Source organism: Paenibacillus sp. FSL R10-2796, assembly GCF_037965315.1.
Classification (GTDB): Bacteria; Bacillota; Bacilli; order Paenibacillales; family Paenibacillaceae; genus Paenibacillus_AQ; species Paenibacillus_AQ odorifer.
The window spans coordinates 5,877,177-5,892,669 of sequence record NZ_CP150178.1 but is presented as its reverse complement, the minus strand read 5'-3'; the positions used below and the strand labels follow the sequence as shown (position 1 = coordinate 5,892,669).

General features: G+C 33.2%; 15 protein-coding genes. All 15 read left to right on the top strand.

Annotation, left to right across the window (positions count from 1 at the left end; all coding sequences use genetic code 11):
* Nucleotides 1–23: 23 nt before the first annotated feature.
* The 15 genes from NST58_RS26395 (at nt 24) to rfbC (ending at nt 15,477) form a co-directional block, all read left to right on the top strand.
* Complete coding sequence (locus tag NST58_RS26395) at nt 24–746, top strand: hypothetical protein (RefSeq protein ID WP_339244679.1); 723 nt, start codon at nt 24–26, stop codon at nt 744–746.
* Between the two features lie 2 nt (nt 747–748).
* Nucleotides 749–1,774 carry a copper amine oxidase N-terminal domain-containing protein gene (locus NST58_RS26390; RefSeq protein WP_339244677.1) on the top strand — a complete coding sequence of 342 codons (1,026 nt, stop codon included), beginning with the start codon at nt 749–751 and terminating at the stop codon, nt 1,772–1,774.
* Nucleotides 1,775–1,844: 70 nt separating this feature from the next.
* Nucleotides 1,845–2,474 (top strand): sugar transferase, encoded by a 630-nt coding sequence (locus NST58_RS26385; RefSeq protein WP_339244674.1) that lies wholly within the window; start codon nt 1,845–1,847, stop codon nt 2,472–2,474.
* 101 nt (nt 2,475–2,575) lie between these two features.
* A complete protein-coding gene (locus NST58_RS26380; RefSeq protein ID WP_339244671.1) occupies nt 2,576–3,673 on the top strand; it encodes a glycosyltransferase family 4 protein in 1,098 nt (365 codons plus the stop codon).
* Nucleotides 3,657–4,730, top strand: coding sequence for a glycosyltransferase (locus NST58_RS26375; protein ID WP_339244669.1), 1,074 nt, complete (start codon nt 3,657–3,659; stop codon nt 4,728–4,730). The genes NST58_RS26380 and NST58_RS26375 overlap by 17 nt, the downstream gene beginning before the upstream one ends.
* Nucleotides 4,731–4,742: 12 nt before the next feature.
* Entirely contained in the window at nt 4,743–5,825 is a 1,083-nt protein-coding gene (locus tag NST58_RS26370; RefSeq protein ID WP_339244666.1) for a glycosyltransferase, read from the top strand.
* 210 nt (nt 5,826–6,035) lie between these two features.
* Entirely contained in the window at nt 6,036–7,010 is a 975-nt protein-coding gene (locus NST58_RS26365; protein ID WP_339244663.1) for an EpsG family protein, read from the top strand.
* A 354-nt stretch (nt 7,011–7,364) separates the two neighbouring features.
* On the top strand, nt 7,365–8,426 hold the full coding sequence (locus NST58_RS26360; protein ID WP_339244660.1) for a TDP-N-acetylfucosamine:lipid II N-acetylfucosaminyltransferase: 1,062 nt from the start codon (nt 7,365–7,367) through the stop codon (nt 8,424–8,426).
* Between the two features lie 10 nt (nt 8,427–8,436).
* Entirely contained in the window at nt 8,437–9,093 is a 657-nt protein-coding gene (locus tag NST58_RS26355; RefSeq protein WP_339244657.1) for an acetyltransferase, read from the top strand.
* Nucleotides 9,094–9,150: 57 nt separating this feature from the next.
* Entirely contained in the window at nt 9,151–10,287 is a 1,137-nt protein-coding gene (locus tag NST58_RS26350; RefSeq protein WP_339244655.1) for an ATP-grasp domain-containing protein, read from the top strand.
* Nucleotides 10,288–10,290: 3 nt separating this feature from the next.
* Complete coding sequence (rffA, locus tag NST58_RS26345) at nt 10,291–11,436, top strand: dTDP-4-amino-4,6-dideoxygalactose transaminase (RefSeq protein ID WP_339244652.1); 1,146 nt, start codon at nt 10,291–10,293, stop codon at nt 11,434–11,436.
* A 15-nt stretch (nt 11,437–11,451) separates the two neighbouring features.
* On the top strand, nt 11,452–12,747 hold the full coding sequence (locus NST58_RS26340; RefSeq protein ID WP_339244650.1) for an oligosaccharide flippase family protein: 1,296 nt from the start codon (nt 11,452–11,454) through the stop codon (nt 12,745–12,747).
* A gap of 103 nt (nt 12,748–12,850) precedes the next feature.
* Complete coding sequence (galE, locus tag NST58_RS26335; RefSeq protein ID WP_339244647.1) at nt 12,851–13,867, top strand: UDP-glucose 4-epimerase GalE; 1,017 nt, start codon at nt 12,851–12,853, stop codon at nt 13,865–13,867.
* Nucleotides 13,868–14,017: 150 nt separating this feature from the next.
* Nucleotides 14,018–14,896, top strand: a complete 879-nt coding sequence (gene rfbA, locus NST58_RS26330) for a glucose-1-phosphate thymidylyltransferase RfbA (protein ID WP_076220842.1) — start codon at nt 14,018–14,020, stop codon at nt 14,894–14,896.
* Nucleotides 14,897–14,916: 20 nt separating this feature from the next.
* Nucleotides 14,917–15,477 carry a dTDP-4-dehydrorhamnose 3,5-epimerase gene (gene rfbC / locus NST58_RS26325; protein WP_076277496.1) on the top strand — a complete coding sequence of 187 codons (561 nt, stop codon included), beginning with the start codon at nt 14,917–14,919 and terminating at the stop codon, nt 15,475–15,477.
* Nucleotides 15,478–15,493: the final 16 nt, after the last annotated feature.

Sequence of the window (15,493 nt, the reverse complement as noted above, 5' to 3'; positions counted from 1 at the left end):
TTAATTCAAATGGGGGATACCCAATGTTCAATAAAAGATGGAAGAAGATATTAATTTGGACACTATCAGTCCTTGTTGTACTGGGTGTAGGTGGATTATTCGCTGCTAATTATGCTGTGGATAAGCTGATGAACTCCATGGCGGAGGGATTAGACTTAGAATCGGAAGATACAGTTACCGATGTTCGAGTTGAAGAGGTAGTGGACTCAACACCGACAGCTACTCCTGTTAGTACTTTTAGTGAACCTGTTGAGACTCCAATGCCTGTGGTAGAGCCTCTAAACGGATCTACCGAAGTTGGGGCAATTAATCCTCCTATAGCTAGCCAAAAAAAGGGGAACAACAAAACTCAAGCAACTCCAACTATAACAATACAACCATCTATCGAACCTTCCAAAGAAGTTTCTAACAGTACTGACGAAGGCTATACAGCTCAGATTTCTGCGGATAAGGCGAAGAAAATTCAAGATAATGTCACTGTGAAAGAGAAGGCAGATGTGGCCTCCATTGTATTAGGACAATTAAGTGTAGCAGATATTAAGAGGCTCAAGGAATTGGCATCTGGCGGGTTGACCCTTGATGAGAAACGGGAAGCGCGAAGTATTATTCTAGATAAAGTATCCGCAGAGCAATACAATGAGCTTTCTCAGATTGCTAAGAAGTACGGAGTTAGTCAAGGGAAAACACGTGACCAAATCATTGCCGAAGAAGAACAATTAAAAGCGGAAGAAAAGGGAAGTGAATAAGCATGTCTAAAGTAACACTACCAGTAGTAGCTTTATCATTAATTGCTTCAATTGGTTTAGCGCCATTAACAGCATCCGCACCTATATCAGTATCGGCAGCTGCGGTGGTGCCAAATGCAACGACTAAGACTGCAACTGCTACGATTAAAGTACAAAGTATGAATGTGAATTTGATTTTTGACGGCGTGAGTATTCAGCCACCCGCAGGTCAGTATGTATTCATGTACAACAATACTACTTATATTCCATTACGCTTTATGTCATATGCCTTGCAGAAAAGTGTTGCTTGGGATGCTAAAAACGTTAAAGTTACCGTAGCAGAGCCTAGCAGTTCAGAACTAGTTGTGATTAAAGAATACCTAATGAATGCAACGAACGGGAATAGTACTTCAGTAGCATCGAAGAATATTGTCCTCAATCAAGTTAAGGCAAGTTATGTATTTAACGGTTCAACCAAGGCTTTGCCTGCAGGTCAATCCAGCTTCATCCTGAATGGGTCCTTATATGTGCCCCTTCGTTTTTTATCGGAATCTGTAGGTCATAACATTAGCTGGGATCAGAAGACGAAGACCATTACTGCTGCTTCCAAGGCTTATCAAGAGCAATCCAATAATGGTTCAACAGGTAACAATGGTAAGGATCTATCTCCAGTAGCAACACCAGCACCAACGGATACAACTGACGCAGCGGGAGGGGGTTCTGCGGAAACTGGAAAGGTTTCATATGAAACTATCACCAGTGATACAGAAGCTAAGCTTACTGCACTTAAAAATCAAAGCCAATCGACATTAATGAATATTGCGTTTGAGTATATAGGAGCAACAGATGAAGCTAGTAAGAAAAGTATTAAAGCTAAAGGGGTACAACAACTAGCCTCATTTACTGCTAGCTTTAATAGTATAGTCACTGATGCTGAACAAAAACTGAACAGTAATGGCTACAGTACAGAAATTATTGGTAAATATAAAAGTGAATTTGAATCGCAGTTGCAGTTAGGGAAAGATCTGGCCGCGGGAATGGCGGATTAATTAGCTGTTAAGTGCTATTGAATTAGAGACGATATCGAAAGTAATAATATCAATAGGATCAGGTGAATTTATGAGACCTTATGTTTTTTTAAAACAAATTCTTGATTTTCTTATGGCGTTAATTGGAATCTTAGTGTTATGGCCTGTTTTTTTGATCATTGCGATTGTTATAAAAATAAATTCCAAAGGGCCTGTCTTATTCAAGCAAAAAAGATTGGGTAAGAATAAAAAAGAATTTTATATTCTTAAATTTAGAACTATGAGAATTGATACCCCAAAAGATACACCAACTCATCTGTTGGAAGATCCCGATTTCTTTATAACTAGTGTAGGTCGATTTCTTAGGAAAACAAGTTTGGATGAATTACCACAAATTATCAATATTTTAAAAGGTGAGATGAGCATTGTTGGTCCACGTCCTGCGTTATGGAATCAGTATGATTTAATTGCTGAGCGTGATAAATATTATGCAAATGATGTTAGACCAGGACTTACGGGGTGGGCACAAATAAATGGTAGAGATGAGTTAATAATTGATGAGAAAGCTAAGTTTGATGGAGAATATACTAAGAAAATTTCACTTTTTTTCGATAGTAAAGTAGTTCTTCTGACAATATTTATTGTTTTCAGATCTGAAGGAATAAAAGAAGGGAAGACTATCGATTCATTAGCAGATAATAAAAAGAAAGTATTATCATAAATGAAATACCAAAAGTAAATTATAATATCCCTTGGTTTTATACCTAATAAATAAAAAATGCAAACTTTCCATATAATCGCATTACTGAAGGGTGCTCCGTAATGAAAAAAGTGTTATTCTCTGCTACAGTAGATAGTCATATTTTTAACTTTCACATACCTGATTTAATATATTTGAAAGAAAATAATTTTGAAGTTCATGTTGCGAGTAATGGTACTGCTGATAGCCCCTCTATAGACTTTAAGTATAATGTACCATTCCAAAGATCTCCTTATAAAATTGATAATATAAAAGCATTTAAACAATTAAAAAAAATTATTGTTAATAATGATTTCGATATTATTCATTGTCATACTCCTATGGGAGGGGTAATAACTCGGTTAGCTGCCATTAGTGTTGGAAGAAAGAACACGAAAATTATATATACAGCACATGGTTTTCACTTTTTTAAGGGTGCACCATTAATTAATTGGCTGATGTATTATCCAATTGAACGATGGTTGGCAAGATATACTGATCTGTTGATCACTATTAATAAAGAAGACTATAGAAGAGCATTAAGTTTTAAATCTAAGAAGGTTAAGTATTTACCAGGAGTTGGTCTGGATACTAAAAAATTTGCGGGAATTGAGATAGATCGAGATAAGAAACAAATTGAATTAGAGATTCCATTTAATACGCTTAAATTAATCTCTGTGGGAGAACTCAATAAAAATAAAAATCATGAAATTATTATCAAAGCCATTGCAAAACTGGGAAATCCAAATATTAGCTATTTGATTTGTGGTGTGGGGGAAAAGGAAGAATATTTGAAAAAGTTATCTCAATCACTTGGGGTATCAAGTCAGGTGAAGTTTTTGGGTTACAGAAGTGATATTAATGAAATTCTAAAAATAGTTGATGTATTTGTATTTCCTTCCTTTCGTGAAGGTTTATCATTGGCTCTTATGGAGGCGATGGGGTCATCTCTGCCTGTCATCTGCTCAGATATTAGAGGGAATACTGACTTGATTGAAAATGAAAAAGGGGGATATCTTGTAAAGCCTGATGATCTTAATGGGTTTATAACAAGTATAACTAAAATGATTGATAACCCTGAACTACGAGAGTCGATGGGGGCCTATAATATAAAGTACATTGAAAAATTTGACAGAAAAAATGTTTTAGAAGAGATCGAAAAGGATGTATATTTACTTTGAAGAAAAGGTGGTAACAATGAGGATTTTACATATTTTACAAACTCCTAGGATATCTGGGGCGGAAAATGTTGTTGCAGACATTTGCATGATGTTTGAAGGGAATATTGATATGATGTATTGTTCACCAGATGGACCAATACGACAAGCATTAGAGGATAGAGGGGTTGAATTTTCCTCCTTGCGAAAGAGAAAAATTTCAGATTTGAAAGGAATTATAAAAAAATACAAACCCGACATAATTCATGCTCATGATGTTCGGGCAACTGTGCTTGCAACGTTGACAGCAGGGAAAATACCTGTTGTATCACATTTACATGGTAATATGGAAGATATGAGAAAGATAGGGTTAAAGTCGATTCTTTATATGCTCGCAGCAAAGAAGGTGAAGACAATAATCACTGTCTCTGAAGGTTGTTTAAAAGATTATATTTTCAAAAAGAAAATAGAGAAAAAAACTTTGTGTATGAGAAATGTTATTCATGAACCAAGAATTCAAAAATTGATGAATAAAGATTCAAAAGAATATAATATTGATTTCGTATTTATGGGGAGATTAAGTTATCCAAAGAACCCGCAAAGGGTGGCTAAAGTCGCCTCCATAGTATTGAAACAGTGCCCTAAAGCCTCGTTCGGAATAATTGGAAATGGTGAACTGAAGAACGAAATGGAATCTGTATTTATGGAAGAAGGAGTAATCGATAGAGTGGTATTCACAGATAGACTTGCTTATCCATATAAGGCGTTAGAACAAGCGAAATGTATGATAATGTGTTCGAGGTTTGAGGGCACTCCTATTGCTGGATTAGAAGCAATGGCGTTAGGTGTACCGATTGTCAGTACACCAGTAGATGGCATGTTGGATTTAGTTGATGATGAAAATACAGGGTATTTGCGCTCAGAAGATAAAGCATTAGCAAATGCAATTATTGGACTGTTGACTGAAAAAAACAAGCGAGAAGTGATGTCAGATAATAGTATTCGTAGATTTGGAAAATTGAATGCTAGTGATCGTTATAAAACACAGTTGAATGATATTTATTGCAATGTGGTTAGATAGGAGAAGTAGACAATGATTAAGCTAGCGATTATTATTCCAACATTAGATACTGGTGGAGCAGAGAATATGGTCGCCCAACTAGTTTCTAAAATAGATCAAAAATCTTTTGATTTAGAATTAATTGTGATATCGACTTCTAATGACTCAGTAGTAGAAAAGCGCATTAAAAATAAAGATGTGAAAGTAACTTTTTTTAATAAGGGACTTGGATTTAGCATGAGTACTCTTTTGAAAATATACAAACATTTAAACAAAATTAAACCTGATATAATTCATACACATTTAAGTGCATGCATGTACGCTGCGCCGTGGGCAGTTTTGAAAAAAACTACGATATTACACACTGTACATAATAGACCTATATATGAAGCTCATGGGTTGATTAGATACGTTCTTAAATATCTTTATAAAAGAAAATTAGCGATTCCTATTGCAATATCGGAAACTATAGCAAAAGAAACAGTTGAACTATACGGACTTTCTTCAAGTGTAGTAGAAACAATTTATAATCCTGTGGATGTCTTTAAATTTTCAAATATTCAACCTAAAGAAAAAATAAATTCAGAAGTAGTCTTTGTTAATGTAGCACGCTTTTCGAGACAGAAGAATCATAACGGATTAATAGAAGCTTTTTATGAAGTCTCTAAAATCAAAACTAATTGTAAGTTGATTTTAATAGGAGATGGCGAATTGAGAGCGGAAATAGAAGAGCGGGTTAAACACCTTGGTTTATCTGAGAAAGTTCAGTTTACAGGAAACGTATTGGATATTCCTCAAAAACTTGCAAATGCAGATGTGTTTATTCTTTCATCACATTATGAGGGATTACCTTTAACCATCCTTGAGGCAATGGCTGCTGGTTTACCTGTTATTTCTACGGCAGTAGGTGGTGTTCCTGATGTAGTAAAAGAGAATGGATTGCTTGTTGAACCAAATATTAGTATAAAACTAACAGAAGCGATGATAAAATTAGCTAATAATGAAAAATTGCGTGAAAAAATGGGGAAAATTGCACTAAAAGAAGTACGAAAATTTGATATATCAGAAGTGACACTACAATATGAACTACTATACAAGAAATATAGAAGGAAGTAGTTTTAAGTACTATATAACATAGAATCTTTTTATATTTACATACATCTAAAAACTCGTTTCTTCTAATAAAATATATTTGTGACTTTAAGGAATATCAGTCATTGACTGAAGGTGGGTTTAATAAATTGAGGAGATTTATCAGCTGTTTTAATTAATCTAAAGGCTGGTTTGGCTAAGGTTTGAAAGTCAATTCTCTTAGGAGTGTATATAGTGATTGAACAGTACGAAAAAAGGCCAATAGATGATAATAGTAGAGGGAAAAAAATACTGTATTTATTATTTTCCGTGATCATAGGGATTGTATTAATAGCTCCCAGAGATATAACGTGGGCAAGAGACAGAATGAACTACCTAGTCTACGCAGATTATAGCTGGGATATTATGCAAAGATATATATCGAACGGGATCTTCTCTTTTTTTTCAAATGAACCGCTATTTCTTGGTATTAATGCGCTGTTATCTCAAATGATTTCGGCTGAAAATATAGTGAGGTTTATTATATTTATATCTACTATTGGAGTTCTTTATTCTTTGGGTAAGCTATCTAATTATAATTTTTTTGTATTATTTTTCTTTCTATTTGTACCTCAGATTTTAAAAAATCATATCATTCACCTTAGACAAGGTTTGGGATTAAGTGTGTATCTTTTAGGTTTAGTGAGTAATAAGAAATATGGGAAAATCCTAAGATTCTCCTCAATGTTTATTCATACAAGTTTTGTATTTCTTATATTATTTGAAGGTTTAGAGGCATTGTTTCGAAAATCCCAGCTTAAATTCAGCTCGAAAATATCTTTATCAATAATATTTCTTATAGTGTTAGTTATTGCAGTTCCTTCTTTAGCTTCATATTTTGGAGATAGAAGAGTATTAGAATATAGTTTTGAGATGGCCCAGGGTGCTAGCGGATTCGGATTTATATTATGGTTAATGGTAGGGTCTTTCTTTATATTAATAATAAAAAAAAGTTATATTAACATCATCTGTTGTTATGGAATATTTATGTATATAATATCATACTTCTCATTGGAATTTGGTGCCAGAATTTTCGAAAATATAATTCCACTTATATTAGTAGGTGCATTAACTGATGAAAGAAAAGAAGTTAGGATAATATTTATTGTGTTTTTTGTTTTTTTTGGTGCTTTTCAGTGGTATTCAAATGGAATTAACTTTCTAATTTGAAAAAGTTTCTTTTGAGAATACATGATGGTTTTCAATGAAACAAGAATTATCTGTATAAAAGTTTAAGCTTATGCATTTAGATTAAATAGAGGATTTAGAATATGATATATATTTCAAAAGTAGTTCTTATATCTAGAGATTTTACCTAGAGTTTATTATATGGCTAACTATAACTCAGACAGAGAACAAATCTGTAATAATAAATTTAGCATTAGGTAGAAATTAATTAATGGATAATTCATAAGTTGAGAAGTAATGTCATAATCGAATTGCCGCAATAAATAAATTGATAAATATGAGGGATTATAATTGATTGAATTACTAAACCAATGAGAATTGAATAGGAGGGTAATTTTGAAATATTTACATATATTTTCTTACGATGAAAATGAAAAGTTTTCGACATCGTTTATCGAATTTATTAACGAAAATTTCAATTTAAACGAACACTATTTTCTTTTGACTAGTGGTAGAAAATATAATAATCATACAAAAAGTGGAAATAATCTGGAGATTTTGCCTTACGATATAAAAAGCATTGGAATATTAACAAAATATATAAATAAATCAGAAAAAGTGTTCTTTCATGGATTAAGTAATAATAAGTACATAGACATTACCCTGTTACTTCAACCTCGGGTATTAAAAAAATGTAATTGGTGTATATGGGGAGGAGACTTATATCTTTATGAGTCAAGAAATTCAAGCTTTAGGACGAAACTACGTGAAATTCCGAGGAGAACTATTATTAAAAACATAGGAGGATTAATAACTCATGTTAAGGGTGATTTTGAATTAGCACAAAAATGGTATGGTGCGAAAGGCGAATATTATTATTCTTTTATGTATACAAGTAATTTGTTTAAAGGGTATAACTTAACTAATAGTAAAAAAGATGAAGAAATCTACATTCAGATTGGTAATTCTGGGCTTGATACTAATAATCATTTAGAAGTATTCACTAAATTAGAAAAATATAAAACAAAAAAAATTCAAATAATATGCCCGCTTTCCTATGCATATGAATCGAATCCTAGTTACAGGGAAGAAGTAATAAAGGCAGGAAAAGAAATTTTTGGCGATAAGTTTATTCCTATATTAGAATTTATGCCCTTCGATGAATACCTTAATCTATTATCGAAAGTAGATATAGCAATATTTAATCATGATCGACAGCAAGCAGTGGGTAATATAACAACTTTACTTGGTTTAGGTAAAAAAATATATATTAGAGATAACATAACTACATGGGATTTTTGCATTGAACACGGATTGAAAGTTTTTGATTCTAATGGAGATTTTGAAGACTTATTTGAAATGTTAGATAATCATACAAGAGAAAGAAATATTGAAAATATAAAAGATAAATTTTCGAAAGAAAAATTAAAAAAAGATTTGAATAAACTATTTTCATAGGAGAATTCATTTGAAAGTTATAATTTTTGGAGTAGGCGATTTTGCAAAGCAACTTCATTACTATCTAGATAAAGAAGCTGAATATGAAGTTGAATATTTTTGTGTGAATGAAGAATATTACACTGAAAAGGAGTTCTTAGGTAGAAAAGTTATCACTTTTGAAGAAGGGTTAGTGTCATTATCTACCGAAAAATACAAATTTATAATAGGTGTCGGTTATAAAAACTTGAAAATGAGAAAAGAAATATTTGAAAAAATAAAAGCAAAGGGATTCGGCCTTATAAACTATATTAGTCCAAATGCTGTGATTTATGGGAATATAATTGGAGAAGGAAATGTAATATTGTCAAATGTTATTATAGAACCATTTTCGAGTATTGTTAATAACAACATTATATGGTCAAATTCCGTAATTTGTCATGATAGCGTTATAGGGAATCATAATTTTATTGCAGCTAATTCTATAGTTGGTGGTTTTTCTGAAATAATAGAAGGTAACTTTTTAGGTTTTAATTCTACTATAAAAGACAATGTTATCGTTGATAAAGAGGTCATAATTGGTGCTAAAAGTTTAGTAATGAAATCACCAGAAAATCACAGTGCCTATTATGGTGTACCAGCCAAAAAAATCAGAGAGCATTCAAAAAAAGGTATACAAATTTTCTGAATAAAAGGCAGTTTAGCATTAATATTTGAAAGGTAGGGAGTTAAAATTAAAAAATTAGTGATCTTAGGTGCGAATGAGTTTCAAAAGAAAATAATTAATAGAGCAAATGAACTAGGATATGAAACTCATGTTTTCGCTTGGAATGAGGGCGCAGTTGCAAAAGAAATAGCTGACTTCTTTTATCCAATTAGTATAACTGAAAAACAACAAATTCTTAATTTTGTCACAAAAATAAATCCTGATGGTATTTGTTCAATCGCTTCTGATTTAGCCATGCCAACCGTTAATTTTATTGCCAATGAATTAGGGTTGGTGGGAAATACATTACAATGCACAAGGGTTACAACTGATAAATTTGAGATGAGAAAAGCATTGAGTTATAACAATTTACCATGTCCTAAATATAAATTAGTAAAAGATATTAACGATATGAATTTTACTGACCTCGAATTCCCATTAATAATAAAGCCTGTTGATAGATCTGGAAGCAGAGGGGTTTCCTTGGTTGAAAAGTGGGACGAACTTAATGAAGCAATTAATAATGCCAAAAATGTATCTTTTGGTGATGAAGTTCTAGTTGAAGAATATATAGATGGAAGGGAGTTTAGTATTGAGTTTATTACTCAAAGTGGAAAACATTTTTTTCTGCAAATGACGGAAAAGTTTACTACAGGGGCACCGAATTTTATAGAAAAAGGACATCTTTCACCAGCAAGGATATCCGAAGATTTGATGAAAAAGATTATTGCAATAATTGAAAAGTCTCTTGATGTTTTAAATATTGAGAATGGGGCCTCACACTCTGAAGTGAAGATTAATTCTAACGGAGATATAAAAATAATAGAGATAGCTGCTAGAATGGGTGGAGACTTTATTGGCTCTAATATGGTCTATATATCCACAGGTTTCGATTTTTTAAAGAATACTATAAAGGTGGCTGTACAAGAAAAGATAGATTCAGTCAAAATTACTAACGAAAAGATGGCCTTAGTAGGCTTTATATTTAATAGAAACGATAAAAATAGATTCGAATTGTTAAAAGATAGACATCCTACTATCTTAAAAGAATATGAAATTAAGACAGAGCTAAACAATGTTTGTGATAGTTCTTCAAGAAACGGATACTACATATTAGAAATAGATAACGAAAAAATATTAAACGAGATATTGGAACTTCTGAATATGGAGGAATAAATAATGATTTCATTTAATGTCCCGCCTTATGTGGGTAAAGAACAATTTTATATAAATGAGGTGATCATGAAAAATCAAAAACTTAGTGGAGACGGCGAATTCACCAAGAAATGTAATAAATGGTTTGAAAAAAGATTCGACACGCCAAAGTCTTTACTCACTACTTCTTGTACTCATGCATTAGAGATGGCGGCAATCTTAGCAAATATTGAAGCAGGGGATGAGGTCATAGCACCATCATTTACATTTGTTTCAACAGTAAATGCATTCGTGCTTAGAGGTGCTAAGATAGTTTTTGTTGATATCAGACCAGATACTATGAATATTAATGAGGAATTAATTGAAGACGCAATTACTGAGAAGACCAAAGCAATTGTCCCTGTGCATTACGCAGGGGTATCTTGCGAAATGGATAAGATAATGGATATAGCAAAGAGACATAATCTATACGTAATAGAAGATGCTGCGCAAGGAGTAATGTCAACATATAAAAACGCATACTTAGGTACGATTGGAGATTTTGGATGTTATAGTTTTCATGAAACAAAAAATTATACCATGGGAGAAGGTGGAGCTATATTAATTCAAAATAAAGATAATATTGAAAGAGCAGAGATCATAAGAGAAAAAGGTACGGATAGAAGTAAATTCTTTAGGGGACAAGTAGACAAGTATTCTTGGGTAGATATTGGAAGTTCTTTTCTTCCAAGTGAATTGAACGCAGCTTATTTATACGCACAGCTTGAGGAACCAGAAACTATTAATAATAATAGATTACATACATGGGGTATTTATTATAGTGAACTCAAGAAATTAGAAGAAAAAGGAATTATTCAATTGCCGCATGTTCCTCAACATTGTAAACATAATGCCCATATGTTTTATATTAAATGTAAAGATTTAAAAGAAAGAACGGAATTAATTAGCTACCTGAAAGATAATAATATACTGGCAGTTTTTCACTACGTTCCTTTACATAGTTCTGAAGCTGGAAAACGGTACGGTAGATTTCATGGAGTAGATGAATATACAACCAATGAGAGTGAGAGATTGGTTAGATTACCATTATATTATGGGCTAGAAGAAGAAAAAACAAAATTTATAATTAATAAGATTTTTGAATTTTATAATACATTTGGTTTATCATAGGGGATTAGTTTGTTAATGTTAATGAGAATATATAGTAAACTATTTAAAAGTAAATTTGCTAAGAATATAGCTCTTGTAGCTGGAGGAACAGCATTCGCCCAATTGATAGGGGTGGTGTTTTCACCCATAATAACTAGGATCTATCTACCGGAAGAGTATGGGGTACTAACTGTATATGCTTCAGTTTTGGCAATTATATCGATATCAGCATCGCTTGATTATCAACTGGCAATTCCCATAGCTGATGACGATGAGAAAGCGATAAATTTATTAGCATTATCAACTATTGTTCTAACCTTTTTTGTAGCATTTACTGTCTTGTTGCTTATTTTTTTTGGTGATGAAATTCTTGAGATTTTGGATAGTCAGACTTTGATGAATTATAAATATCTTATTCCGGTAGGAGTTTTTTTTACTGGAGGATACAATATATTGCTCCAATGGACCTTTAGGATGAGGAATTATAAAGCTATCACCAAAACAAAAATTAACCAAAGCGTATCTTCCAATTTACTAAAGGTCATTTTAGGTTTCTTTCATATTGGACCATTAGGTCTGGTACTGGGAACAATTGTAGGTCAAAGCGCTGGAATAACTACACTAACATTACCGATATTTAATGAAAAGAGTGTTGTGAAAAAAATCAATATCAAAGAGATGAGGAAGCTTGCAAAAAGATATATAAAATTTCCATTATATTCAGCACCTAGTAACTATGTTTATACTTCAGGATCGCAATTACCTTTTATTTTTTTAACCTCATTGTTTGGGAATAATGTAATAGGATTATTCGGTTTAGCTAATAGTATCGTAAATATGCCTATGGATTTAATAGGAACATCAATTTCACAAGTTTTTTATGCAGAAGCAGCTAATATTGGTAAGAGCAATCCAGAAAAACTGAAAAGATTATCCATACAATTGGTAAAAAAATTAGCTCTAATAGGAATGATTCCAGTGTTAGTTCTTTTTCTGTGTGGACCTGAACTATTTTCTTTTATATTTGGCCCTAAATGGTATGAAGCTGGTGTTTATGCACAAATAATTTCAATTATGATTTATTTTCATTTCATTATTTTACCATTCGGGAGAATATTAGAAATATTCGAAAGACAAAGAGAAGGATTAATGTTAAACATTTTTAGATTAGTTTTAATTTTTTCTGTTTTTGGTATTGCTAAGCTCATGGAATTGAGTTCATATCAAACAATTATCCTTTATACAATTTCAAATTCCTTTACGTATGTACTTCTGTTTATTGTGGTATTGCGGATTATGAACTCTGAAATCAAAGACATTTATGAGAAATAACAAAAGAATAACAACCACTAGAAGAAAATTTATTTTTTATCATTAAAGCAATAATGTGTGAGATAAAAGAGATACATTAATTTATAGTGGGAGGTAATTCTGAATGATGATATTAGTAACTGGTGGTGCCGGTTATATAGGCTCACACACCTGTATTGCGTTGTTAGAAGCAGGACATACCGTGATCGTAGCCGATAATCTTTGCAATAGCAAGGTTGAGACTATAGATAAAATAAAACAAATAACGAATAGAGAAATCATATTTTATCACATAGACGTAACTGATCAAACCGCAGTAGATACTATTTTTTTAAATCATTCAATAGATGGGATTATTCATTTCGCGGCTCTTAAAGCGGTAGGAGAGTCTGTAGAAGAACCGCTGAATTACTATTGTAACAACATCGTTGGCACATTGATACTAGCTAAAGCGTGCGAAAAATTTGGAGTTAAGAGGTTTGTCTTTAGCTCTTCAGCTACAGTGTACGGTGAGAATGAAGTCCCATTTGTAGAAACTATGAAGCTTCAGCCCACTACAAATCCCTATGGTGAAACAAAAGCCATGAGTGAGAGGATTTTAACTGATATTGCGAAAGTGAATCAAGAGTTTTCAGTGTCGATTCTTCGATATTTCAATCCAGTTGGTGCGCATGAAAGTGGATTAATTGGTGAAGTACCCAATGGTATTCCGAGTAATCTTATGCCTTATGTCACTCAGGTAGCAAAGGGGAAAATCAAACACTTACGAGTTTTTGGTGATGATTATTCGACATTGGATGGTACAGGAATAAGAGATTACATTCATGTTATGGATTTGGCTGAAGGTCATGTTGCTGCATTGAACAAATTAAAAGCAGGTGTACATGTTTATAATTTGGGTACAGGTGAGGGGACTTCAGTTTTAGAGTTAATAAAAGCCTTCGAGAAAGCAAATGGTGTTGAAATACCTTTCGAAATAGTGGATCGCAGACAGGGGGACATTGCGGAGTGTTATGCAGATGTTTCCAAAGCTAAACAAGAACTTAATTGGACTGTCAAACGGGGGTTAGTAGAAATGTGTCGAGACGCTTGGCGCTTTGAGAAGAATTATAGAGCATCTGATATGTTGATAAAACATTAAAAAAGTATTCGTGTCAGCTTAATATTCCTTTGCTGTTGGTTGTTCTTCAAATAGTATTGAGTGAGCATATTTTTTTTGTTTTCGCACAAAATTAATTAATCTGAATATGGATTTAAGCTTATATAAATTCTCGGGAAGAAGGAATTATTAATGAAAGGTATTATCCTAGCAGGCGGCAGCGGTACGCGCCTATATCCATTAACAATGGTGACAAGTAAGCAGCTTTTACCTATTTACGACAAACCAATGATTTACTATCCGCTATCCACATTAATGTTAGCGGGCATTAAAGAAATTCTTATTATTTCAACTCCAGAGGACACGCCTAGATTTGAAAGCTTATTAGGTGACGGTTCTCAATTTGGTATCTCATTACAATACAAAGTGCAACCAAGTCCTGATGGTTTAGCTCAGGCTTTTATTTTGGGTGAATCTTTTATAGGTGATGATTCTGTTGCCATGATCCTTGGAGATAATATCTACTATGGCAATGGAATGCGGAAGATGTTGCAACGTGCTTCTACTAAACAACAAGGAGCAACGGTGTTCGGATATCATGTGCAAGATCCAGAGCGATTCGGTGTTGTCGAATTTAATGAAGAGGGCAAAGTGTTGAGCGTGGAGGAAAAACCAACTCAGCCAAAATCTAACTATGCAATTACTGGTTTATATTTTTATGATAACAGAGTTATTGAGATTGCTAAGAATGTTGAGGTCTCTTCAAGGGGGGAATTGGAGATTACCTCCATTAATGAAGCTTACTTAAACCTTGGTGAGCTCGATGTGGAACTTCTAGGTCGGGGATTCACGTGGTTAGATACAGGAACTCATCAAAGTCTTGTCGACGCAACTAACTTTGTACGGACTATTGAAGATCATCAGGGTATCAAGATCGCCGCTCCTGAGGAAATTGCATATATTAATGGATGGATTGACAAAAAACATTTGTGGAATTGTGGGGAGAAGTTGAGTAAGACGGGGTATGGTCAGTATTTGATGAAAGTAGCTACAGGTAAAATACAATATTAATAACTGAAAGTGTGGTAACCATGAAAATTAAAGAAACCTTACTGCAAGGTGTATTAGTCGTAGAACCAGCTGTTTTTGGGGACCACCGAGGTTGGTTTATGGAGACGTATAGCGGAGCTAAGTTTAAAGAGCATGGAATTGACATGGATTTTGTACAAGATAACCAATCCTACTCTGCAACTAAAGGAACATTACGTGGTTTGCATTATCAATTGCATCCCAAAGCACAGACGAAGCTGGTTCGGTGTACACGCGGTGCTATTTTTGATGTAGCCGTAGATATCAGAAAAGGCAGTCCTACCTATAGTAAATGGTTCGGCATTGAACTAAGTGCTGAGAATAAGAAGCAACTGCTGATCCCAAAAGGATTCGCTCATGGATTCATGACACTAACAGAAGACGTAGAGGTTCAGTATAAGTGCGATGAGCTTTATGCCCCGGAATGTGATGGGGGTATTTTGTGGAATGATCCTTCTATTGGTATCGAATGGCCTATTCATGTTACACCAGTGCTGTCTGCCAAAGATGAGAAGGCGCCTTTATTAAAAGAGGCAAATTTGAATTTTTTTTATGAAAACTAATATTAAAGATAATAGA